Genomic DNA, 21,379 nt, shown 5'->3' on the forward strand with positions numbered 1-21,379 from the left:
CGCCGGCGCTCAGAGCGTGAGCTTGGCCAGGTCGGGGGCGTAGGCGGTCATCCAGCTCGGGTGCAGCCGGTAGTAGACCACGTCGTTCTCCCAGTCGAAGGCGTCCGCGCCGTAGAAGTCCTTGAAGTAGTCCAGGATGGCCGGCCAGTCGGCGGCCGGCTCGCCGTCCTGCGGGTTGAGGATCTCCACCCTGCCGTGGGTGAACACGCCCAGGTCCTCCCCGCGCATGTGGGCGATGCTGGCCGCCGGGCGGGCGGCGAGGTGGCGCGCCTTGGCGGCGCCGCGGGCCGTGCCGAAGTGCCATTTGCCGTGCAGGAAGTGGCCGTCGGCGCCGCTGATCCGCGGCTCGCCCTTCGCCGTCACGGTGGACACGGCGAGGACGCGCATGCCGGTCAGGAGCCCGGTGAGCTGCTCGGCGTTCAGGGTGCGCTCGGTGACGATCGAGCGCAGGTGCGAGGTGGAGCGGGAGAGCGAGGCGTCCAGGAGCGCCTGGAGCTCTTCGAGCTCCTGCGGGGTTTCGCGCATTGAGGTCCTTGTCTGTACGTACGTACCGGCCCGCGGTCGGCGCCGGCCGGTGGGACCATGCTCGACCGGAAACCCGACACCCTGTGTCGTGTTTTCCGGAACTCAGGACGAATCTCTGACGCGGGCCGCCTGTTCCTCCTGGACCCTGCGGGCGGTGCGCAGGAAGCCGAGGATCACCGCCAGCTCGTCCGGCCCGTAGCCCTCCAGCGCCCGCGCGCCCGCCTGGCCGACCGGGACGAAGATCTCGGCCTCGGCGGCGCGGGCGGCGTCGGTGGCGGCGACCAGGACGCGGCGGCGGTTGCCCGGATCGGGCGCGCGGGCCACCATGCCCGCGCGTTCCAGCCGGTCGATGACGGTGGTGACGGCCGCCGGGCTGAGCTTCAGCGCGAGGCTGAGCGCGCCCGCGGCGACCGGGCCCTCGGCCAGGACGACGTCGAGGCAGCGCAGGTCGGTGCGGTTGAGGCGGAGCCGGGCCGCGGCGGCCTCGTCGAAGGCGTCGAAGCTCTGCTGCAGCTGCCGGAGCTCCATGGCGATCTCTCCGATGACGGCACGATCGCCCGCGGCCGCCGCGCGCACGAGCTCAACCACGACAAGCTCTTCCGCGGCGTCCTGGCCGGCTCGGCGCTCGTCGGCGACCTGGAGTCGGTGCGCTTCCTCACCCCCGACGTGGCGGTCGCGCACGGCACGGCCTCCGTCCTGATGCCCTGGCGGTCCACGCTGCCCAGGCGGCGGCTGTCCCGGCAGACCGTCGTCGTGGTGCGGACGGGCCAGGGCTGGCGCATCGGCGCGATCCACAACGGCCGGGTCCGGCCGGTCACCGTCCCGGAGCCGGACGCGTTCCCGTCCCGGATGTCGCAGCTGATGGCCTGGGTCGCCCGCCGGCTCGGCCTCGGCGGGAGATGACGCTTTTCGCAATCCCTGACCCTTCTTTGACGAGGTCGCGGCGTGGCGCAGTTGATCATCTGGGTAAGGCCCAACCTGTAACAGTCGTACGCGTCTCGGGGGGTTCGGATGCGACTGGGTATTTTGACAGGAGCGGGGCTCCTTGCGGCCGCCGTCGTCCTGACCGGGTGCGACTCGCCGCCCGACACTGCCAAGATCACCGACAGCAAGGCCGAGGCCGCGGCCAAGCTGAAGCAGAGCAAAGCGGCCAAGATCGCGCTGGCGCGCAAGGTCAAGGCGAACGAGCTGGGCCAGATCCCGGTGCTGATGTTCCACCGGGTCATCAAGAACCCGGCCACCACCGACGACAGGACGCCGCAGCAGTTCCGCTCGGACCTGGAACGGCTGGTCAAGGAGGACTACGTCCCGATCAGCGCGTCGGAGATGGTGACCGGGAAGATCAACGTCCCGGCGGGCAAGCATCCCGTGGTCCTGACGTTCGACGACTCCTCGCCCTCGCAGCTCACGCTGAACGAGATGGGCGTCCCGCAGCCGGACACCGCCGTGGCCATCCTGCGCGAGGTGGCCGCCAAGCACCCGGGTTTCCGGCCGGCCGCCACCTTCTACGTCACCCGCGACATGTTCGGCAAGACCGTGCGCGAGGAGCAGGCCCAGACGCTGGGCTGGCTCAAGGACAACGGCTTCGACATCGGCAACCACACGCGCGACCACGTCAACCTGCACGGACGCTCGGAGAAGGAGGTGGAGGACCAGATCGGCGGCATCGCCAAGCAGATCGACGACCTGACCAAGGTCAAGCCCAACTCCATCGCCCTGCCGTACGGCAACCAGCCGCGCAACAAGAATTGGGCGCTGCACGGCAAGCTCTACAACCACGCCGGCGCGTTCCTGGCCGGATACACGCCCGCGCCGTCGCCGTTCAGCAAGGCGTTCGACCCGGGCGGCATCCCGCGCATCCGGGTCATGGAGAAGAAGGGCGACTGCGCGCAGTTCTGCTCGGCGGCCTGGCTCGACTGGCTCAAGAACAACCCGGACATGCGCTACACCTCGGACGGCGACGTCAGCACGGTCGCGTACCCGAAGTTCAAGAACCCGTACCTGCGCAAGTCCTTCACCACCTGGAGCCTGCCCTACTGACGGACGCGCCCCAGCACCACGCTCAGCTCGGCGGGTTGCAGCATGAAGTCGGCCACCTCGCCGGTGACGTCGATCGGGCGGACGGCCCCGGTGCGCAGGTCCAGCACCAGGTAGGCGGTCTCGCCCAGCGGGCCGTTCGCCCTGACCGTGAGGGTGTCCTCGTCCTCCCAGCGCAGCAGGGCGGCGAGCCACCAGCCGGTGGCCAGCCGCGGCGTGACCGTGCGCACGTGTTCGCCGGTCTTCGTGTCGAACAGGGCGACGCCCTGCTGGAGCACGCCGCCGGGGGTGAGCTCCCGGTGCCGTGAGGCGATCAGGCGGCCGGAGGGGGACGGCTCGATGGCCCACTCCACGTTGCCCGGCATGGTGTAGCTGCGCAGCAGGTCGCCCTTGGGCGAGTAGACGGCGAACCACACCGACCTGAGGTGGCCCGGGGAGCGGCGGGCGGGCTCGACGCTCTTCATGACGAGACCTTCCGACGTCCATCCGGCGACCTGCCCGCGGTCCGGGAGGCGGGTGGCGGTGCCGCGCGCGACGTCCACGATCATGGGCGGCTCCAGCACCACGTCGGTGTCCTTGGTCAGATGGTCGGGCTGGAGGAGCACGTGCCGGCCGTCCAGGGAGAACAGCGGCGGCTGAGCGCCGAACAACGCCGTGACGGTCCCGCGCGGCTGCCTGACGGGGAGCCGTTCGACGGCTCCCGTCCGCAGGTCGGCCACGACGTAGGTGTTGTCGCTGTCCCTCAGGAAGGCGGCACGCCGGCCGTCCCGGCTGAGGGCGAACATCGTCTGGTCGAAGCTGTACGGCAGGCGGCCGCGCTCCGCGCCGTCCCCGACGAGGATCATGTGCGCGCACTCCTCGCAGCTCGGGACGTACGCGTAGCGGATCGGGGAGGCGTACTTCGTGCGCTTCGCAGGCTTCGCCGGCTCTTTGGCCGTCCTGCCGGGCGTGACCGGCTGGGAGCGGACGAACCGCACGCCGGGCTCCGCCGGCAGGGGCGCGGCGACCCACGCGGCGGCCAGAACCACGCTCAGGGCGGCGGCCCCCGCCCGCCAGGGACGCCTCCGGCGGCGCGTCACGCCAGCCTGCCGACGACGACCTCGCCAAGGCGGGAGGGGACGTTCTTCACCTGGCGGCTCTTCCCCGTCTCCAGGTCCACGAGGTACAGGACGGGATCGTCCCAGCCGAGCATGACGAGCAGGCGCCCGTCCTCCGTCCACCGCACCAGCTCCGCCTCGGCGCCCGGCCCGCCCAGCGTCGCGCGCCCCCGCACCCGGCCGCCGGTGCGCGGATCCATGGTCAGCACCTCGTTGTCCGAGACGAGGACCAGGCGGTCGCCGCCGGGCGTGAGCAGCGCCTGCAACGCCGGGTCGAAGGGCGTCCTGGTGCGTACGGCCCCCCGCGCGTCGAGCGTGACCAGCTCGGTGTCGGGGGCGCCCTCCAGGGCCCGTCGGCCGGTGGTCGCCACCACCTTGCCGGGCACGACGCCGATCACGCGGCCGATGCCGGGCAGCCGCCTCCGGGCCCCGGTGGCGGCGTCCACCAGGTCCACTCCGTCGGGCCAGGTCAGGATGACGTGCCGGTCGTCCTGGCCGAAGGCCGCGTCGGGCACGCCTTCGCCGGGCCCGGTCAGCGGGCGCGCGGCTTTCTCGGCGGACAGGTCGTGCAGCACGAGACGGCCGGTCGCCGCGTCCAGGTAGATGAGGCGGTAGCCGTCGCCGCTGATCACGAGCGGCGCCCGCCGATTGCTGATCGGCAGCACCGCGCGGGCCTGGGGAAGGGCGACCGTCTGCCATGAGCCGGAGCGTCTCAGGTGCAACCGCCACCGGTGGTCGCTCGCGTCGGCGAAGCCGATGGGCGCGGGGAGCGGCCCGGTGAGCGCCGCGGGAGGAGGGGGAGAGCTGTAGCGCCAGACCACGAGGCCGTTCCAGGCCGTGATCAGGCAGACGGTGACCAGCGCCGACAGTATGGCCCGCCACCGGCCCGGCACACCGGGCCGGAAACGTCCGGAGAGGATCCAGGCGAGCAGGGGCAGTCCCCAAACCGCCACGTGGCTGAGGAGAAGCAGGTCGTCGCGGAGATCGGGCAGCTCGGAGAGCGGCGCCGCCCACAGCGCTGCCGCGCTCCCGCCCGCCATCAGCGCCCGGGCCGTGTCCGACCTCATGGCCGCCTCGGCGGCGACCAGATCGGCGGGCCCCCGCGCGAGGGGCCGGCCCAGATCGTGCAGCACGGCCTGGACGATCACCACGACCGCGAGCGTCCACGCGGCGGCGGCGCGTCCGGCGGATCCGACGTCACCCAGGAAGGAGCGTGCCACCACGTAGAGCGCGACGCCGCAGGAGAGGGCGGCGCAGATGCGCCAGACGATGACGAGCGGCCGTGACCCGAGGTCCAGCCGCGGCGCGCGGACCGTCCGTGGCCTCGGCCCGCTGCCCTTGGACAGCTCGCCGGCCAGCACTCCGAGGGTCCAGCCGCCCACCGGCAGGAACAGGCGGAGGCCGACGTCGCCCGAGACCAGCGGCAGAGCCATGAGAACCGTTCCCGCACTCGCCCCCGCCCACCGCAACCGCCGGGTGACCTGCATGTGGCGCAGCATCAGCGGGCCGTTGAACGCGGTGAAGGCCACCTGCTGCCGGGCCGAGAACCGGTCCGCGGCGGCACGGCTCATCGGCCTGTTCGCCACGAGCGCCGCTGTCGCCGCCGACAGCACCGCGACGGCGACGACGATCGCGATCACCATGAAGAGGCGTCTTTCGGCCTGCCCGGGAAGGGTGCACAATACGCCTTTCCGGGACGGAAGGGGCTGGCGTGGTTTCTCCGGAGATCTGGGAACGGCTCGACCACCGGGCCGGCATGCTCACCCGCCGGCAGGCGTGGCGCTGGCGCGCGGTCGCCGCCGCCGGCGTGGCGACGGTGCTCCTCGTCCTGGCCGGCTGGTCCAGTGGTGCCCTGTTCCCGCGCGTCGAGGAGTCGGGGCTGGGCAACTCCTCCGTCAGGATGTACCAGGACGAGCTCGGCCGGCCGACCGGTCTCCAGGGCACGGTGAGCCGCTACTTCCACAACCAGGGCCACTTCCCCGTGACGGTCACCGGGGTGGGCGTGGAGGGAGCGGGACTGACGGTGACGTCGGCGGGAGGCGAGGACGGCCGCGCCCTGCCCCTGACGATCCCCGCCGGGCAGGGGGTGTCGCTGAGCCTCGGCCTGGTCGTCACGGACTGCGATGCCGCCACCTCCTCGGGTCCCCGTGTGGTGCTGGAGGTCGATCGCTGGTGGGGGAGCGTCGCCGTGCGACCGGAGACCGTCGGCGACTCGTTCCACGCGGCGGACCTCAGCTGCCGGTGACCGGCTCATGTTGATCAACCGTAGCGACCGGCAGAGCTGGGACGCCAGGTTGGAAGGAGGATTTCCTGATTGCCCCCTGATGTCCGCGGCGTGCGAGGAGGTCGTCGAAGACCCGATCCGTGATCTGCGACCAACCAGTCAAGACCGCTGTTACAGGGCCCGAATGGACGCTGTGTACGGGCTTTGTGCAAAAACCGGTGAGTCACGAACGGTTAACGGATCCCTGGGAAGTTGCTGAGCGTCGTAAAGTTTGCGTGGTTGGGGTTCAGTGAACGTGGGGAAAGACGAATGCCGCAGATCGCGCCGCTGGTGGCCGGCGATCCAGCGCTGCTGGGATCGTTCCGGCTGTCCGGACGGATCGGCGAGGGCGGCCAGGGGATCGTCTACCTGGGCGTCAACGAGCAGGGCGAGCGGGCCGCGATCAAGCTGCTGCACGTGAAGTTCAGCGGTGACACGATCGCCAGGTCGCGCTTCGCCAGGGAGCTGAAGGCGGCCCAGCGGGTGGCCTCCTTCTGCACCGCGCGGGTGATGGAGGCCGACCTCGACGGCGACACGCCGTACATCGCCAGCGAGTACATCGACGGGCGGGCGCTGCGCGACATCGTCGAGACCGACGGCCCGCTCAGCGGCACGGTGCTCGACCGGCTGGCCATCGGCACGGCCACCGCGCTCACCGCCATCCACCACGCCTCGATCGTCCACCGGGACTTCAAGCCAGACAACGTGCTCATCGCCGCCGACGGGCCGCGCGTGGTCGACTTCGGCATCGCCCGCATCATCGACTCGACCGGCACGATCACCAGCCGCGCGATCGGCACGCCCGCCTACATGGCGCCCGAGCAGATCGCCGGCGACGACATCGGGCCCTTCACGGACGTGTTCGCCTGGGGCGCGACCATGGCCTTCGCGGCCACCGGGAAGGCGGCCTTCGAGGGCAAGTCGATCGCCGTGGTGCTCAACCGCATCCTGAACCACGAGGTCGACGTGGAGATGATGCACGAGCCGCTGCGGGGCGTGGTGCGTTCGGCGCTGGCCAAGTCGCCCGACGAGCGTCCCTCGGCCGACCAGCTCCTGCTGCGCCTGCTCGGGCAGACCGGCACGGCGGCCGGGGCCTCGACGGCGGTGCTCACCAGGGGCGTGCAGGTGGCCGGCGACGACACGACGCCGTTCACCCGGGTGTCGGCCACGTCCATCACCGACCGGCCCGCCACGCAGGCCACCGGCCACCCGTCCGGCACGGCCGCTGGCGCCGCCCCCGCCCACCCGGCCACGACCGGCACCGGCTCCGCGCACCCGACCGGCGCCAGGTCCGCACACCCGACCGGCACCGGCACCCCGCACTCGACCGGGACCGGCCCCGGCACTCCGCATACGACCGGCACCCCGCACACGACCGGCACCGGGACCGGTGTCTCCGGGCGTGTGGAGACCGTGCAGTCCGGCCAGGGCCAGGGCCAGGGCCCGGCGGCGAGGCCCCTCGACGAGCCGGTGCCGTCCGGCGGCCGGCGGCGGCTCAAGGTGTGGCTCGCGCTGGCCGCCGCGCTCGTCATGCTGGCGGTAGTGGCCGTCGCGGCGATGGCGAACGGCTGGTCGCCGCTGGCGTTCAAGGGCGAGGTCGTGACCCCCGTGCCGACGGGAAAGAAGAACTCGCGGCCCCCCACGTTCGCCTCGGTGGTGGACAAGGTGGCCCAGACCGGAAAGATCATCGTCGGCGTCAAGGGCGACCTGCCGGGCGTCGGCCTGCAGAACGGCGACGACTTCAGCGGGTTCGACGTCGAGGTGGCCAAGCTCGTGGCCGCCGCGCTCGGGGCCGAGGAGACGGTGTTCACCCGGGTCGGCCGGAACGACCGGGCGGCCGCGCTGGCCGAGGGCAGGGTCGACCTGGTCGTCGCCACGTACTCGGTGGACAAGAGCGAGACCAGGTTCGCCGGGCCGTACTACGTGGCCCACCGCGACGTGCTGGTCCGCGCCGGCACCGGCATCGACTCGCTGGACGACCTCAAGGGCAAGAAGATCTGCGCGCTCGACACCCCGACGGTCGGCGAGGTGCAGGACCGGGTGAAGGTCGAGCCCGTGACCGCCGGCAACTACGCGGCCTGCATGGACCTGCTCAGGAACGGCAAGGTCGACGCGGTGCCCGGCGAGGACCTGATCCTGGCCGGGTTCGCCAGCCGGGAGAACATGCGCTACAAGATCATCGGCGCCAAGCTCGACAACGAGCGGTACGCGGTCGGCATCCGCGACGGCGACGCCAAGACCTGCACCGCGGTCAAGGGCGTCATCGCCGACCTCTACCGCACGGGCGCCATCAAGAAGCTCCTGAGCAGCCACTTCGACAAGGTCGACTTCCAGCCCGAGCTGAAGGTGCCCGCGATGGAGCCCTGCGGATGACGAGCGGTAACATCCGAAAGTCCAACGAATTCATCCAGCGAGTTAGGGGAAGGCCATGGCCACGCCCGTCAAGGTAACCGTCACCGGGGCCGCCGGTCAGATCGGCTACGCACTGCTGTTCCGCATCGCGTCGGGACAGCTGCTCGGCGCTGACGTCCCGGTCAAGCTGAGCCTGCTGGAGATCCCGCAGGCGGTGAAGGCGGCCGAGGGCACCGCCATGGAGCTCGACGACTGCGCGTTCCCGCTGCTGTCCGGCATCGAGATCACCGACGACGCCAACGTGGCCTTCGCCGGCGCCAACGTCGCCCTGCTGGTCGGCGCCATGCCGCGCAAGGCCGGCATGGAGCGCGGCGACCTGCTCGGCGCCAACGGCGGCATCTTCGGCCCCCAGGGCAAGGCGATCAACGAGCACGCCGCCGACGACATCCGCGTCCTGGTCGTGGGCAACCCGGCCAACACCAACGCGCTCATCGCCCAGCAGCACGCGCCCGACGTCCCGGCCGAGCGGTTCACCGCGATGACCCGCCTCGACCACAACCGCGCGCTGTCCCAGCTCGCCGCCAAGCTCCAGGTCCCGGTCACCGAGATCAAGAAGATGACCATCTGGGGCAACCACTCCGCCACCCAGTACCCCGACCTGTTCCACGCCGAGGTCGGCGGCAAGATCGCGGCCGAGCAGGTCGAGGGCGAGTGGCTGCGCGAGACGTTCATCCCGACGGTCGCCAAGCGCGGCGCCGCCATCATCGAGGCCCGTGGCGCCTCCTCGGCCGCCTCGGCCGCCAACGCCGCGATCGACCACGTCCACGACTGGGTCAACGGCACCGAGTGGACCTCGGCCGCCGTCGTCTCCGACGGTTCGTACGGCGTGCCCGAGGGGCTCATCTCGTCCTTCCCGGTGCGTTCGGTCAACGGCCGGTACGAGATCATCCAGGGCCTGGAGATCGACTCCTTCTCCCGCGAGCGCATCGACGCCAGCGTGCGCGAGCTGACCGAGGAGCGCGACGCCGTCCGCGAGCTCGGCCTCATCTGAACCCGGCGCGACACCTCGGACGCGCGTCCCCGGCTCAGCGGGGGCGCGCGTCCGCCGTCGTGAGGGGGAGCGCGGCCCCGCGGGTGCGCTCGGCCCAGCGCGTCACCGGCGGCACGGCCAGCCCGGCGGCCAGGAAGACCCCGCCGAACAGCAGCCAGCCCGGCAGCCCCCAGCCCACGATGACCGTGGTCATGACGGCGGGCACGACGATGTTGGACACCTGCTGGCCCATGCCGTACAGGCCCTGGTACTGGCCGATGGCGTGCGGCGGGGCCAGCTCGTACGACAACCCCCACGAGCCGGCGGCCTGCAGCAGCTCCCCGAAGACGTGCAGCAGCGCGCCGCCGAACAGGGCGACCACCGCCACCCAGGCCGGCTGTCCGGCGGCCAGGGCCAGCAGCACGCAGGCCAGCAGCAGGAACACGCCCGAGCGGCGCTGGGCGCGGGCCGCGCCGGCCGCGTCGTCGGTGCCGCGGCTGAGCCGCACCTGCAGGACCGTGACGGTGACGGTGTTGATCATGGCGACGGCCGCCACCGTCCACGTGGGCGCCGAGGTCCGGCCGGCCACCCAGAGCGGGATCGCGATGGTGAGCAGCCCGTTCTGCATGAACAGCACCGCGTTGAGCACCGCCAGCACCGCGTACGGCCGGTCGCGCAGCACGATCCAGACCGGCTCGCCCGCCTTGCGCGGCACGGGCGCGACGGCCGGCACCCGGAACCCCAGCAGCGCGCTCCCGAGGTAGCAGAGCGCGCACCCGAAGATCATCCCCAGGTACACGGGACGGCTGTCGAAGTGCAGCGCCGCGCCCGCCCCGAGCCCGCCGACCGACCAGCCGACGTTGGTCACGGCCCGCAGGTACGCGCGCACCCGCACCCGGTCGGCCGCCGGCACCGCGCCCCCCACCAGCGCCGCCCGCGCGGTGCCCTCGCCGGCCTCGGCGAACGTCACCAGCGTGGCCACCACGACGAACCCGGCGAACCCCGACACCAGCGCGTACACCGGCACCAGCAACCCGCCCGCGGCGGAGAAGGCGATCTGCACCCCGCGCGGGCCGACCAGGTCGGACAGCCGCCCGGCGGGCAGCCCGGCGGCGAGCCCGACGGCCGCGGCGATCGTCATCCCCAGCCCGATCTCGCCGTCCGACAGGCCGACCGACAGTTTGAAGAACAGCACGCTCACCGTGACGAACAGGCCGCGGCCGAGGGAACGCAGGAGTGTGGCGTACGTGAGCGCGCGCACGGGCCCGCTCTCGGGGAGGAGTGACACGGCGGAACAGGTTACTTGTGTGGGGAAACGTCCTTCTCGTCCGCCCCAGGACAGGAGGGGACGGGCTGGGCGGCCGGCGCGGGCTGGGAGGTCGCGTAGAGCACCCCGGCCGCCGCGGCGAGGCTGCCCAGCAGGATGAGGGCACCAAAGAGCAGCTTCGTGACCCTTGGTGAAAAGCTCCTCACATTTCGGTATCACAGCATATAAACGCCGTCCAGATCAGGCGTTCCCGGAAAGTGCCGTCCACGCGTCGGAGACGATGTCGCGCAGCGCCGCCCGCTCCGCCTTCCACCCCAGGTCGCGCTGGATCCGCGCGGACGAGGCCACCAGGACTGCCGGGTCGCCGGGCCGCCGGTCGCCGACGACGACCGGGATCTCGTGGCCGGTGACCTCGCGGCAGACCGAGATCACCTCCTGCACGCTGAACCCGGTGCCGCTGCCCAGGTTGTAGATCTTGTGCTCGCCCTCGGCGACCGCCTCCAGCGCCAGCAGGTGCGCCCGCGCCAGGTCGCCGACGTGGACGTAGTCGCGCACGCAGGTGCCGTCGGCCGTGGGGTAGTCGGTGCCGAAGACGCTCACCGAGTCGCGCTCGCCGGTGGCCACCTTGAGCACGTTCGGGATGAGGTGGGTCTCGACCGTGTGGCGCTCGCGGAAGCGGCCGTAGGCGCCGGCCACGTTGAAGTAGCGCAGGCTCACCGCGCCGAGCCCGCGGATGCCCGCGTAGGCGCTCAGGGCGGTGTCCACGGCCAGCTTCGAGGCGCCGTAGGGGTTGGTCGGGCGCGTCGGGTCGTCCTCCTCGATGGGGGAGCGCTCGGGCTCGCCGTACGTGGCCGCCGTGGAGGAGAAGACGATCCGGCGCACGCCCTTGTCGCGCATCGCGTCGAGCAGGGCCAGCGTGCCGCCGAGGTTGCTCGCCCAGTAAAGGCCCGGCTTCTCCACCGACTCGCCCACCAGGGACTTGGCCGCGAAGTGCAGCACGGCGTCCATGCCGTCGAGCGCGTCGTGGGCGTTCGTGATCGACTCACGCACGAACCGGGCGCCCTCGGGCACCGCGTCCTCGTGGCCCGTGGACAGGTCGTCGAGCACGGTCACCTCGTGCCCCGCCTCGACAAGCTGCGCGGCGACGACGCTGCCGACGTACCCGGCGCCTCCGGTGACCAACAGCCTCATGTGTACTCCTGTTTACATATGTTTGATTTTGTACGGCTTGCCGTTCAGCATACGCGGGAAACCCGCCGAGTACGCTGCCAACCACCATGTTTGACACCCTCGCGGCGAACATCGCCCTGGTCCTGCTCTTCATCCTGGTCGGCGGGTTCTTCGCGGGCGCGGAGATCGCGATGGTCTCCCTGCGCGAGAGCCAGGTCCGCAAGCTCGCCGAGCGCGGCCGGAGGGGCGAGCGGGTGGCCAAGCTGGCCCGCGACCCCAACCGCTTCCTGTCGGCGGTGCAGATCGGGGTGACCGTCGCCACGATGCTCTCGGCCGCCTTCGGCGCCGACCGGCTCGGGATGGAGCTCGTCCCGGTGCTCGAACGCTGGGGGGTGCCGCACGCGGTCGCGCCCGTGCTCGGGCTCGTGCTGGTGACGCTGGCCATCTCGTACGTCTCGCTGGTGCTCGGCGAGCTGGCCCCCAAGCGGCTGGCCCTCCAGCGCACCGAGGGGCTGTCGCTGTTCGTCGCGCCCTTCCTCGACCGGATCGCCGCCCTGTCGCGCCCGATCATCTGGATGTTGTCGAAGTCGACCGACCTGGTCGTCCGGCTGCTCGGCGGCAACCCGGAGGCCGACCGCGAGGAGGTCACCACCGAGGAGCTGCGCGACATGGTCGTCGGGCACGCCGAGCTCACCGCCGACGAGCGCAAGCTCATCGCCGAGGTGTTCGCCGCCGGCAAGCGCCAGCTCCGCGAGGTCATGCTGCCCCGCACCGAGGTCGAGTTCATGGACGCCGAGACGCCGCTGGCCGAGGCCGCGAACCTGGCCGCCGCGCTCCCGCACTCCCGCTTCCCCGTCTACCGCGACTCATACGACGAGGTCATCGGTTTCGTGCACGTGCGCGACCTGCTCGACCCCCAGCTGATCGGGCGTACCGAGCCCATCAGCGCGGTCGTGCCGATCCGGCCCGCCAAGTTCGTGCCCGCCTCCAAGCGCCTGCTGAGCACCCTGAACGAGATGCGCGACGAGGGCCAGCACCTGGCCATCGTGGTCGACGAGTACGGCGGCACCGCCGGCATCGTCACCATGGAGGACCTGGTCGAGGAGCTGATCGGCGACATCAGGGACGAGTACGACGTCGAGGAGGACGTCGTCGTCCTGCCCGCCGGCGAGATCGAGATCGACGGCCTGACCAACCTCAACGACTTCGCCACCGAGACCGGCGTACGGCTGCCCGACGGCCCGTACGAGACGCTGGGCGGGTTCGTGATGGCGATGCTGGGGCACGTTCCCGGCGTCGGCGAGCAGGTGGAGATCCAGGGCTTCGAGCTGACCGTCACCGAGCTGGACGGGCGCCGGATCGCGCGGGTGCGGGTGAAACGCCGGGCCGCCGCCGAGTCGCCGCCCGACCAGGATTCCTGACACAATTGCCTGCTATGGCCAGACCTCGTGTTCTCTCCGGCATCCAGCCCACCGCGGACTCCTTCCACCTGGGCAACTACCTGGGTGCGGTCCGTCAGTGGGTCACCATGCAGGAGACCCACGACGCCTTCTACTGCGTGGTCGATCTGCACGCGATCACCGTGCCGACCGAGCCCGCCGCCCTGCGCAGGCGCAGCCGGGTGGCCGCCGCGCAGCTCTTCGCCGCCGGCCTCGACGCCGAGCGCTCGACCGTCTTCGTGCAGTCGCACGTGCGCGAGCACACCGAGCTCGCCTGGATCCTGATCTGCCTCACCGGCATGGGCGAGGCTGCCCGGATGACGCAGTTCAAGGACAAGTCGGCCAAGTTCGGCGAGAGCGCGGCCAGCGTCGGGCTGTTCACCTACCCGATCCTGCAGGCCGCCGACATCCTGCTCTACCAGGCCAACGCCGTCCCGGTGGGGGCCGACCAGAAGCAGCACCTGGAGCTCACCCGCGACCTGGGCCAGCGCTTCAACCACCGCTTCGGCGACACCTTCACGCTGCCCGACCCGTACATCCTCAAGGAGGTCGAGAAGATCACCGACCTCCAGGACCCGACGGCGAAGATGTCGAAGTCGTCCTCCAGCCCGGCGGGCATCCTCGACGTGCTGGAGCAGCCGGGGCCGCTGCGCAAGAAGGTCATGCGCGCGGTGACCGACACGGGCTCGGAGGTGCTGTTCGACGAGGAGAACAAGCCGGGCATCTCCAACCTGCTGCGCATCCAGTCGGCGCTGACCGGCACGCCCATCCCCGACCTGGTCGCCCGCTACGCGGGCCAGGGCTACGGCACGTTCAAGAAGGACGTCGCCGAGGCCGTCGTGGAGACGTTCACGCCGATCCGCGAGCGCACGGAGAAGCTGCTGGCCGACGAGGTCGAGCTCGACCGCCTGCTGGCCGTCGGCGCCGAGCGCGCCGCCGCCGTGGCCCGGCGGACGATGGCCGAGGTCCGCGACCGGGTGGGCTTCCTGCCCAAGGTGTGAGGCGGGAAGGGCGGCGGGCCTGCCGCCCTTCCTCCGGTCGTCACAGGCGTGCGCGTTGGTCGAGGGGGCGTACGCGCAGGCGGGCGCGGAGCGCGGCCAGGCTGCGGCCGGTCAGCCGCACACCGCCCGACACGGCGGTCCATCCCGACCGTCCCCGGCTGAACGCCCAGCCGGGGAACTCGCGCATGGCCTCCTCCAGCAGGCGTTCCATGACGACGTCAGCACTCGGCGTTGTGGTCATGGACGCACAGTGCCACCCCGGACCCGCTCCGTGACGAACCGCGGCGACAGATCTCCCCGTTCGGCCGGAGCGAACTCAGAGTTCGGTGGACGGCCTCACACGTCGATGTTGTGGCGCTCGGCGAGGAAACGCACCTCCGGCGCCCACGACGGCCGCGCGCGGCGCACCAGCGAGCGCACCATCTCCCGCAGCAGCAGCTTGTGGTCGAGCTCCTCGGGGCTCTCGCGCTCGATCCGCAGCAGGTAGACCAGGCTCGCGGCGTCGTCGCCCAGGTCTTCGCAGGCGCGGGCGACCTGGCACAGATGTGTGGTGCGCCGCTCGATGGACGGGGTCCTGCGGATGTCGATGTCGTCGGCCAGCCGCAGCACGGCCTCGGGGCGGCCGGTGTCGTGCTCGATGCTGGCCATGTGGATGGCGACGTTGGTGGGGCCGAAGAAGGCCAGGTCGTAGGCGTCGGAGTGGTCGTCGGCGCGGTCGGCGAGCCGGGCGGCGGCGCCGCGCACGGTCTCCCTGGCCTGCTCGTCGTCGCCGCCCCTGGCCGCGCTGATGGCGGCCAGCAGGTGCAGCGCGCCGAGCGCCTTGATGTGCCGCACGTCGCCGTCGGCCACGTGGGGTTCGAGGATCTCGATGCCGCGCCGGGCCACGTCGTGGGCGATCTGGTGCATGTCGTCGGAGAGCATCGACTGGCCGAGGTTCCAGTGGGCCCAGGCGAGCATCAGCGGGTCGGCCGACTCCTCGGCGTAACGCATGGCCCGGTCGGCGGCCAGGTGCGCGAGGTCCACCCGTTGCAGGTGCTTGAGCACCCCTCTGGCCAGCATGTACGCGTCCGTCGCGGTCCGGTAGGCCGCGGGGGTGCGCTCGGCCGCCAGGCTCTCGGCGTCGGAGACCAGCGAGGGCAGCGCGGCCATCAGGATCGAGTACCGGCGGGCCGAGGTGAACCAGGCGTTGCGCGCCGCCGCCACGCGTTCGGTCAGCTGCTCGGCGTCGGGCGGTTCGAGGTCGGGCTCGCCGGCGCGGCAGGCGAACAGGGCGCGCTCGATGTCGCGGATCTGCGGCCTGCTGGGCTCGTGGGAGTCGCGGGGGGTCTCGCCCAGGAGCACGGCGGTCCGTACGCCGAGGACCTTGGCGATCTCGCGGAGAAGGGGCAGCGAGGGGGTGCGTTTTCCGTGTTCGATCAGTTCGATGTGCCGGGTGGTGCAGCCGGACTGGGTCGCCAGCGCGGTCGTGCTCATGCCCCTTCGTTCGCGCTGGAGTCGCACCATCTGCCCGGTGCTGATGTCGGTCATGGGGGTGACGCCTCCTGGCTTGGTCCCAACACAGCACAGGCTAGGGTCACCGGAGCGGCCCTGCCATGCGTTCCCCCTGGTCAGGAGGTATGTCGGCAAGCTCCCACGCCTCGGCTTTCACCAGGGTTTGCCCGCTATTGGGCTGATCGGGAGTGGTGGTCGCGCAGCCGTCCGAGCAGCCCGACGAGCTGGTCGCGCTCGGGGCCGGTCAGGGGCGCCAGCAGCTCGTCCTGGACGTCGTCCACCAGCCCGTCGAGCCGGGTGAGCCGGTCGCGGCCGCGCTCGGTCATGGAGATGACGTTGCGCCGGCGGTCGGCGGGATCGGGCGCGCGCTCGACGAGGCCGCGCTCGGCCAGCTCGTTGAGCAGCGCGACCATGTCGCTGCGGTAGATGCCGGTGAGCCGGCTCAGCTCGGCCTGGCTGGCCGGGCCGGACTCGCGCAGCGCGACGAGCACCGCGTAGTGCCACTTGCGCGCGTCGGCGCCCGCGAGCCGGTCGCTGACCAGCCGGTCGGCCTGCACCGCGACGTGGGCCAGCAGCCGGCTCGGCAGGCCGCGCAGGCGGTCGGGGGCGGCCCGGTCGGCGGCGTCGGACATGTCGTGGCTCATGCCGGTGATCCTATCCCGTTGCGTTAGTCGCACTAACGATGTACATTCGTTAGTGTCATAAACGTTAGTGTGACGAACGAAAGAGGCGCGTCATGCCTGTTGCCGAGGTGCTGGACTCGACCATGTACTACGAGGACCGGGGGGAGGGCGTGCCGATCGTCTTCCTGCACGGCAACCCCAACTCCTCCCACCTGTGGCGCAACGTGCTGCCCGGGGTGGGATCCGGCCGGTTGCTCGCGCCCGACCTGATCGGCATGGGCCGCTCGGGGCGGCCCGACCTGGCCTACCGCTTCACCGACCACGCCCGCTACCTCGACGCCTGGTTCGACGAGCTCGGCCTGGAGGAGGTCGTGCTGGTCGGCCACGACTGGGGCGGCGCGCTGGCCTTCGACTGGGCGGCGCGGCATCCGGGCCGGGTGCGCGGGGTGGCCTTCTTCGAGACCATCGTGCGGCCGATGAGCTGGAGCGAGCTGGGCGAGGGGCCGCGCGCCCGCGGCGAGCTGATCAGGAGCGAGGCGGGGGAGCGCCTGGTGCTCGACGACGACTTCCTGGTGCGGACGGCGTACACGGGCGGGGTGCTGAACCCGCTGAGCGAGGAGGAACTGCGGCCGTACCTGGAGGCGTACGCGACCAGGGAGAGCCGCCGGCCGCTGCTGCAGTGGGCGCGCTCGATCCCGCTCGACGGCGACCCGGCCGACGTGGCCGAGGCCGTCGAGCGCTACGACAAGTGGCTGGCGAACAGCGACGAGGTGCCCAAGCTGCTGCTCACCTTCGACTCCTCGCCGACCCTGCTGATCCAGGGCGAGGTGCTCGACTGGTGCGCCCGTACCATCTCGGCCCTGGAGATCGAGCACCTGGGCCCGGCGGGTCACCACGCCCCGGAGGACCGGCCGGAGGCCATCGCGGCGGCGATCGGCTCCTGGGCCGACCGCCACGCCCTGCGTGCGAGCTAGCGGGCGCGTCCGGCGGCCTGGCGGGCGGATCCGCGCGCGGGCCGGCGCAAGCGGCGGGCTAGCGGAAGCGGCGGCGGCCGACGAGGGCGAGCACCTCGCGCAGGGCGTCGGCGGCGGCTCTGACGTCCTGCTCCGGCACTCCGGCCAGCACCTCCTCGTGCGCCCGCGAGGAGGCGTCGAGGGCCGCCAGGGCCACCCGGCGCCCCTCGGCCGTGAGCTGCACCCACCGGCTGCGCGCGTCGCCCGCGTTGGCCTCCCGCTCGACGTAACCCGCGGCCGTCAGGCGCTGGAGCACGTTGCTGGTGCCTCCCGAGGTGAGCAGCAGCGCCTTGGACAGCTCGCTCGGCTTCATCCGGTGCGGCGCGGGTGTGCGGGCGAGCGCGGCCAGCACGTCGAACTCGGCGTAGGTCAGCCCCAGCTCGGCCAGCTCCGCCTTGATCGCCTGCTCGAAGACCAGGTGCAGCCGGGACAGGCGCTTGCTCAGCTCCAGACCGGCGATCAGCGACGACGACAGCCCGGACTCCACCCAGCGCGGCACCATCGCGTCGATCTCATCCGGTTTCACGCCAACGAGGATACCCATCGCCAGATTGCTTTCTTAAAAGCTTAATGAGAAGCTTTTCGCCATGACAAAGACTCTGCTGATCAAGAACGGCACCGTGATCGACACCGAGCCCGAGCCCGTGGTGCTCGGCCAGGTCGACGTGCGCGTCGAGGACGGCGTGCTCGCCGAGGTGGGCCCCGGCCTGCCCGACGTCCCCGGCGCCGAGGTGATCGACGCGACCGGGCGGATCGTGCTGCCCGGGTTCGTCGACACCCACCGGCACACCTGGCAGGCCGGCATCAGGGCGGTCGCCCCCGACGTCGCCTTCGACGGCTACCTGAGCCGCGTGCTCGGCGAGCTGGCCCCCGCCCACCGCCCGGCCGACGTCTACGCGGGCAACCTCGCCGGCGCGCTGGAATGCCTCGACACCGGCATCACCACGCTGCTCGACTGGTCCCACATCCAGCTCTCGCCCGCCCACACCGAGGCCACCGTGCGGGCGCTGCGCGAGTCGGGGATCAGGGCCGTGCTCGGCTGGTGCCACGGGGGTGAGCCGGGCGGGCTCGTCCGCGAGGGGCTGCGGGTGCACGAGGAGCACTTCGGCACGGGCGGCGGCCTGGTCACCATGGTCGTCGCCGCGCTCGGGCCGGAGATCGTGGATGAAGAGCACGCGCTGGCCGAATGGCGGCTGGCCCGCGAGCTCGACCTGCCGGTCACCGTGCACATGGGCGTGGGCGGCCCGGACAGCGCCGCCCGCGGCCTGGCGTTCCTGGAGGCGAACGGCCTGCTCGGGCCGCGGACCACGTACGTGCACGCCAACAGCTACACCGACGACGACCTCAAGCGCGTCGCGGCCAGTGGCGGCAACGTGTCGGTCTCGCCGGTGGACGAGATGACGCTCGGCCTCGGCTACCCGGTCAGCGGGCGGGCCAGGGCGGCGGGCGCCCCGACCGGCCTCGGCATCGACACGGTGAGCTGCGCGCCGGGCGACATGTTCAGCCTGATGCGGGCGGCGTACCTGCTGGAGCGCGGCCGGCCGGACGGCGGCGGCATGGGCTTCACCACCCGCGACGTGCTGCGCATGGCAACCGTCGAGGGCGCCGAGGTGGTGGGCCTGGGCGACGTCGTCGGCTCGCTGCGGCCGGGCAAGCAGGCCGACCTGCAACTGCTGCGCACGGACACCCTCGGCATGGCGGCGGCGCACGACCCGATCGGCGCCGTCGTGCTCAACGCCGACCCCGGTGTCGTGGAAACCGTGCTGGTCGGCGGGCGTGTCGTCAAGCGAGATGGGCAGATGCTCCACCAGGATCTGGCGGCGGTCCTCGCGTCACTGACAGAATCGGCCGACGCCGTGACGAGGTGATCGTTCGCCTCCGGCGGGCGGGGGTGAGGGCGTGATGGCGAGTCTGAACGAGCGGATCGCGTCGCTGCGCGCCCGGGGCCGGACGACGCTCGACCACTGGCGGGTCCGCAGGCTGTGGATCGACCACCTGGTCAGGGCCGTGCGCCGCTACCAGCTCCAGGGAGGCGACCGGCTGGCCGGCTCGGTCACCTACTTCTCGTTCCTGTCCTTCTTCCCGCTGCTCGCGCTCGGGTACGCGGTGCTCGGCTACACCCTCGACGCCAGCAGCGCCACCAGGGAGGCGCTGGAGACCGCCATCAACGAACGGCTCCCCGGCATGGCGACCGACCTCAACCTGGAGCAGATCGCCGGCGCCAGGACGACGGCGGGCATCATCGGCCTCCTCGGCCTCCTGTACGCCGGGCTCGGCGCGATGGACGCGCTGCGCGCGGCGCTGCGCGAGATGTCGATGACCACCGTGCCGCCCCCGAACTACTTCCTGGGCAAGCTGCGCGACCTGATCTCGGTCATCCTGCTCGGGGCGACGCTGGTCGTGTCCACGCTGGTGTCCGGGGCCGCGACCACGGTCACGGACAAGGTGCTCGACCACGTCTTCGGCGACAACTCGCCGCTCAGCACCGAGGCGTTCCGCATCTTCGTGGTGGTGGCGAGCGTCGTGGCCGACTGGGTGCTGTTCGTGATCCTGCTCGGCTGGGTCGCCAAGCCGGCCGAGCCGTTCAAGGTCATCGTCAGGGGCGCGCTGCTCGGCGCCATCGGGTTCGGGCTGCTCAAGCAGGTGGCGAGCCTGCTGCTCAGCACCACGCTCAGCAACCCCGTCTACGGCGCGTTCGCCGCCATCGTGGGGTTGCTGGTGTGGATGAACTTCTCGGCCAGGCTCGTGCTGCTGGCCGCCGCGTGGACGTCCACCACGGGGTTGTGCCCGCCGCCGTCCCCGTCGCCGATCCCGTCGATCGGCGATCCGCTGGAGGTGCCGGCGGCCGATCCGCGCCAGGCGGCCGGCCCCGAGTGCAGGGGCACGACCCCGCACCCGACCGGGGAGCCCTGACCCGGCCCTGACCCGGCCCTGACGCGCCCTCTGGCGTCAGAGGCGGGACCTGTTGCGCTTGCGGCGGATGCCGAAGCCGAGCCAGACCAGCCCGAACAGCAGGCCGCCGCCGATGACGGCCGAGCCGACCGTCCGGGTGGAGTCGGTCTGCTTGGAGGCCGCCGTGTCCAGCAGCGGCGGCTGGGCGGCCGGCGTCACCCGCGACATGGGCGCCGACGCCTGCGGCGCGGCCCGCACCTGCTCGGGCACCGGTTCGACGAGCCGCCCGACGGGGGTCGCCTTCCCCCTGACCGTGAAGCCCCAGTCGAGCAGCTTGGCCACCTCGTCCCAGAAGTAGCCCTCGTGCCGCATGATCGTGACGAGGATCGTGTGGCCGCCGCGGGTGGCCGCGCCGACGAAGCTGCCCTGCGCCTTGGACGTCCAGCCGTTCTTGACGCCGATCATGCCCTGGTAGCGCCAGAGCAGCTTGTTGTGGTTGCTGATCTCGTAGTAGTCCTTGGGCGCCGGAAACTTGGCAACCTTTGTACTGATATATCGCCGAAAATCGGGGTTTGCGAGGCCGGCGCGGGCGATGAGCGCCAAGTCGTACGCCGAGCTGCTCTGTCCGGGTTTGTCCAGGCCGCTCGGGGTCTTGGCCACCGTGTCGAACGCCTGCAGCCGCCTGGCCTCGGCGTTCATGTCCCGCATGGTCTGGGCCACGCCGCCGTTCGTCTCGGCCAGGGCCATGGCCGCGTCGTTGCCGGAGGACATCATCAGCGCCCGGAACAGGTCGTCGACCTTGTACGTCATCTTGGGCGTCAGCCCGACCGCCGTGCCCTCCTGGTTGCAGGCGTTCTGGCTGGGCCGGACCCTGCGGTTCTTGTCGAGCTTCGGCAGCAGCGTCAGCGCCGTGAGCGTCTTGAGCGTGCTCGCCGGCAGGTAGCGGCCGTGCGCGTCCTTCGCGGCGAGCACCTGACCCGTCTCCACGTCCGCGATGACGTAGGAAGTAGCCTTGCTCTCGGGGGGCGCCTTGACACCCTTGGGTTGCACCAGCCCACGGCTTCCCAGCGCGTCACCGCCGACGGGTGTCGCCGGGGCGGCGGATGCGGTCCCGCTCGTGAGCGTGACCGCGGCGAGAAGTGCCGTAACCGGCACAAATTTCGTCCACATGGCGGTCTC

21 protein-coding genes are annotated in these 21,379 nt (G+C 71.7%); 10 read left to right on the forward strand and 11 right to left on the reverse strand.

Annotated features, from left to right (window positions below; translation table 11 throughout):
- Nucleotides 1–9: 9 nt before the first annotated feature.
- Together ACIBK9_RS45485 and ACIBK9_RS45490 are read right to left on the reverse strand one after the other, a co-directional pair.
- A complete protein-coding gene (locus ACIBK9_RS45485; protein WP_397165234.1) occupies nt 10–525 on the reverse strand; it encodes a pyridoxamine 5'-phosphate oxidase family protein in 516 nt (171 codons plus the stop codon).
- A gap of 102 nt (nt 526–627) precedes the next feature.
- Nucleotides 628–1,113, reverse strand: a complete 486-nt coding sequence (locus ACIBK9_RS45490; protein ID WP_397165236.1) for a MarR family winged helix-turn-helix transcriptional regulator — start codon at nt 1,111–1,113, stop codon at nt 628–630.
- Between ACIBK9_RS45490 and ACIBK9_RS45495 the strand changes: the two genes are divergently transcribed.
- Both ACIBK9_RS45495 and ACIBK9_RS45500 read left to right on the forward strand, forming a co-directional pair.
- Nucleotides 1,078–1,428: an SgcJ/EcaC family oxidoreductase gene (locus ACIBK9_RS45495; protein WP_397165382.1), complete on the forward strand. Its 351-nt coding sequence runs from the start codon at nt 1,078–1,080 to the stop codon at nt 1,426–1,428. The genes ACIBK9_RS45490 and ACIBK9_RS45495 overlap by 36 nt on opposite strands.
- A gap of 108 nt (nt 1,429–1,536) precedes the next feature.
- Entirely contained in the window at nt 1,537–2,565 is a 1,029-nt protein-coding gene (locus ACIBK9_RS45500; protein WP_397165237.1) for a polysaccharide deacetylase family protein, read from the forward strand.
- On the opposite strand, the gene ACIBK9_RS45505 is transcribed toward ACIBK9_RS45500, so the two are convergent.
- Nucleotides 2,559–3,641 carry a hypothetical protein gene (locus tag ACIBK9_RS45505; protein WP_397165239.1) on the reverse strand — a complete coding sequence of 361 codons (1,083 nt, stop codon included), beginning with the start codon at nt 3,639–3,641 and terminating at the stop codon, nt 2,559–2,561. The two genes, ACIBK9_RS45500 and ACIBK9_RS45505, sit on opposite strands and share 7 nt — an antisense overlap.
- The gene (locus tag ACIBK9_RS45510; RefSeq protein WP_397165241.1) at nt 3,638–5,302 is read right to left on the reverse strand and encodes a hypothetical protein; all 1,665 of its coding nucleotides are present in this window, start codon (nt 5,300–5,302) and stop codon (nt 3,638–3,640) included. Before ACIBK9_RS45510 ends, ACIBK9_RS45505 begins: the two co-directional genes overlap by 4 nt.
- 68 nt (nt 5,303–5,370) lie before the next feature.
- Between ACIBK9_RS45510 and ACIBK9_RS45515 the strand changes: the two genes are divergently transcribed.
- The 3 genes from ACIBK9_RS45515 to ACIBK9_RS45525 all read left to right on the forward strand — a co-directional run bounded on the left by ACIBK9_RS45515 (nt 5,371) and on the right by ACIBK9_RS45525 (nt 9,325).
- Nucleotides 5,371–5,904 carry a hypothetical protein gene (locus ACIBK9_RS45515; RefSeq protein WP_397165243.1) on the forward strand — a complete coding sequence of 178 codons (534 nt, stop codon included), beginning with the start codon at nt 5,371–5,373 and terminating at the stop codon, nt 5,902–5,904.
- A 288-nt stretch (nt 5,905–6,192) separates the two neighbouring features.
- Nucleotides 6,193–8,295, forward strand: a complete 2,103-nt coding sequence (locus ACIBK9_RS45520) for a serine/threonine-protein kinase (protein ID WP_397165244.1) — start codon at nt 6,193–6,195, stop codon at nt 8,293–8,295.
- A gap of 55 nt (nt 8,296–8,350) precedes the next feature.
- The gene (locus ACIBK9_RS45525) at nt 8,351–9,325 is read left to right on the forward strand and encodes a malate dehydrogenase (RefSeq protein ID WP_358282356.1); all 975 of its coding nucleotides are present in this window, start codon (nt 8,351–8,353) and stop codon (nt 9,323–9,325) included.
- A 34-nt stretch (nt 9,326–9,359) separates the two neighbouring features.
- Here ACIBK9_RS45525 and ACIBK9_RS45530 read toward each other — a convergent pair whose 3' ends face one another.
- Nucleotides 9,360–10,592, reverse strand: coding sequence for an MFS transporter (locus ACIBK9_RS45530; protein ID WP_397165245.1), 1,233 nt, complete (start codon nt 10,590–10,592; stop codon nt 9,360–9,362).
- Nucleotides 10,593–10,811: 219 nt separating this feature from the next.
- Nucleotides 10,812–11,762 (reverse strand): UDP-glucose 4-epimerase GalE, encoded by a 951-nt coding sequence (gene galE / locus ACIBK9_RS45535; RefSeq protein WP_357969772.1) that lies wholly within the window; start codon nt 11,760–11,762, stop codon nt 10,812–10,814.
- Nucleotides 11,763–11,848: 86 nt separating this feature from the next.
- Here galE and ACIBK9_RS45540 point away from each other — a divergent pair, with 86 nt between their 5' ends.
- Nucleotides 11,849–13,162: a hemolysin family protein gene (locus ACIBK9_RS45540; protein ID WP_397165247.1), complete on the forward strand. Its 1,314-nt coding sequence runs from the start codon at nt 11,849–11,851 to the stop codon at nt 13,160–13,162.
- Nucleotides 13,163–13,176: 14 nt separating this feature from the next.
- The gene (gene trpS, locus ACIBK9_RS45545) at nt 13,177–14,181 is read left to right on the forward strand and encodes a tryptophan--tRNA ligase (RefSeq protein ID WP_364338250.1); all 1,005 of its coding nucleotides are present in this window, start codon (nt 13,177–13,179) and stop codon (nt 14,179–14,181) included.
- 40 nt (nt 14,182–14,221) lie between these two features.
- On the opposite strand, the gene ACIBK9_RS45550 is transcribed toward trpS, so the two are convergent.
- The 3 genes from ACIBK9_RS45550 to ACIBK9_RS45560 form a co-directional block, all read right to left on the reverse strand.
- The gene (locus tag ACIBK9_RS45550; protein ID WP_358282364.1) at nt 14,222–14,422 is read right to left on the reverse strand and encodes a hypothetical protein; all 201 of its coding nucleotides are present in this window, start codon (nt 14,420–14,422) and stop codon (nt 14,222–14,224) included.
- A 95-nt stretch (nt 14,423–14,517) separates the two neighbouring features.
- Entirely contained in the window at nt 14,518–15,708 is a 1,191-nt protein-coding gene (locus ACIBK9_RS45555; RefSeq protein ID WP_387669099.1) for a helix-turn-helix domain-containing protein, read from the reverse strand.
- Between the two features lie 134 nt (nt 15,709–15,842).
- A complete protein-coding gene (locus ACIBK9_RS45560) occupies nt 15,843–16,316 on the reverse strand; it encodes a MarR family winged helix-turn-helix transcriptional regulator (RefSeq protein ID WP_397165249.1) in 474 nt (157 codons plus the stop codon).
- Between the two features lie 92 nt (nt 16,317–16,408).
- Between ACIBK9_RS45560 and ACIBK9_RS45565 the strand changes: the two genes are divergently transcribed.
- Complete coding sequence (locus tag ACIBK9_RS45565; protein ID WP_397165250.1) at nt 16,409–17,269, forward strand: haloalkane dehalogenase; 861 nt, start codon at nt 16,409–16,411, stop codon at nt 17,267–17,269.
- 58 nt (nt 17,270–17,327) lie between these two features.
- Here ACIBK9_RS45565 and ACIBK9_RS45570 read toward each other — a convergent pair whose 3' ends face one another.
- Nucleotides 17,328–17,834 carry a MarR family transcriptional regulator gene (locus ACIBK9_RS45570; protein ID WP_352362035.1) on the reverse strand — a complete coding sequence of 169 codons (507 nt, stop codon included), beginning with the start codon at nt 17,832–17,834 and terminating at the stop codon, nt 17,328–17,330.
- 61 nt (nt 17,835–17,895) lie between these two features.
- Here ACIBK9_RS45570 and ACIBK9_RS45575 point away from each other — a divergent pair, with 61 nt between their 5' ends.
- Nucleotides 17,896–19,176, forward strand: a complete 1,281-nt coding sequence (locus ACIBK9_RS45575) for an amidohydrolase family protein (RefSeq protein WP_397165251.1) — start codon at nt 17,896–17,898, stop codon at nt 19,174–19,176.
- A gap of 34 nt (nt 19,177–19,210) precedes the next feature.
- Nucleotides 19,211–20,221, forward strand: coding sequence for a YihY/virulence factor BrkB family protein (locus ACIBK9_RS45580; protein WP_397165253.1), 1,011 nt, complete (start codon nt 19,211–19,213; stop codon nt 20,219–20,221).
- Nucleotides 20,222–20,257: 36 nt separating this feature from the next.
- Here the strand turns inward: ACIBK9_RS45580 and ACIBK9_RS45585 are convergent, their stop codons facing one another.
- Complete coding sequence (locus ACIBK9_RS45585) at nt 20,258–21,250, reverse strand: D-alanyl-D-alanine carboxypeptidase family protein (RefSeq protein ID WP_397165254.1); 993 nt, start codon at nt 21,248–21,250, stop codon at nt 20,258–20,260.
- Nucleotides 21,251–21,379 lie beyond the last annotated feature (129 nt).

It is taken from the genome of Nonomuraea sp. NPDC050227 (genome assembly GCF_044459705.1).
In the GTDB taxonomy this organism is placed as follows: domain Bacteria; phylum Actinomycetota; class Actinomycetes; order Streptosporangiales; family Streptosporangiaceae; genus Nonomuraea.

Bases quoted from the DNA above. Each gene is read 5' to 3' on its own strand.
- ACIBK9_RS45560 (WP_397165249.1), bottom strand. From the start codon at position 16,316: ATGAGCCACGACATGTCCGACGCCGCCGACCGGGCCGCCCCCGACCGC.
- ACIBK9_RS45565 (WP_397165250.1), top strand. From the start codon at position 16,409: ATGCCTGTTGCCGAGGTGCTGGACTCGACCATGTACTACGAGGACCGG.
- ACIBK9_RS45510 (WP_397165241.1), bottom strand. From the start codon at position 5,302: ATGGTGATCGCGATCGTCGTCGCCGTCGCGGTGCTGTCGGCGGCGACA.
- ACIBK9_RS45555 (WP_387669099.1), bottom strand. From the start codon at position 15,708: ATGACCGACATCAGCACCGGGCAGATGGTGCGACTCCAGCGCGAACGA.
- ACIBK9_RS45485 (WP_397165234.1), bottom strand. From the start codon at position 525: ATGCGCGAAACCCCGCAGGAGCTCGAAGAGCTCCAGGCGCTCCTGGAC.
- ACIBK9_RS45525 (WP_358282356.1), top strand. From the start codon at position 8,351: ATGGCCACGCCCGTCAAGGTAACCGTCACCGGGGCCGCCGGTCAGATC.
- ACIBK9_RS45540 (WP_397165247.1), top strand. From the start codon at position 11,849: ATGTTTGACACCCTCGCGGCGAACATCGCCCTGGTCCTGCTCTTCATC.
- ACIBK9_RS45575 (WP_397165251.1), top strand. From the start codon at position 17,896: ATGACAAAGACTCTGCTGATCAAGAACGGCACCGTGATCGACACCGAG.
- ACIBK9_RS45520 (WP_397165244.1), top strand. From the start codon at position 6,193: ATGCCGCAGATCGCGCCGCTGGTGGCCGGCGATCCAGCGCTGCTGGGA.
- trpS (WP_364338250.1), top strand. From the start codon at position 13,177: ATGGCCAGACCTCGTGTTCTCTCCGGCATCCAGCCCACCGCGGACTCC.
- ACIBK9_RS45580 (WP_397165253.1), top strand. From the start codon at position 19,211: ATGGCGAGTCTGAACGAGCGGATCGCGTCGCTGCGCGCCCGGGGCCGG.
- ACIBK9_RS45500 (WP_397165237.1), top strand. From the start codon at position 1,537: ATGCGACTGGGTATTTTGACAGGAGCGGGGCTCCTTGCGGCCGCCGTC.
- ACIBK9_RS45550 (WP_358282364.1), bottom strand. From the start codon at position 14,422: ATGACCACAACGCCGAGTGCTGACGTCGTCATGGAACGCCTGCTGGAG.
- galE (WP_357969772.1), bottom strand. From the start codon at position 11,762: ATGAGGCTGTTGGTCACCGGAGGCGCCGGGTACGTCGGCAGCGTCGTC.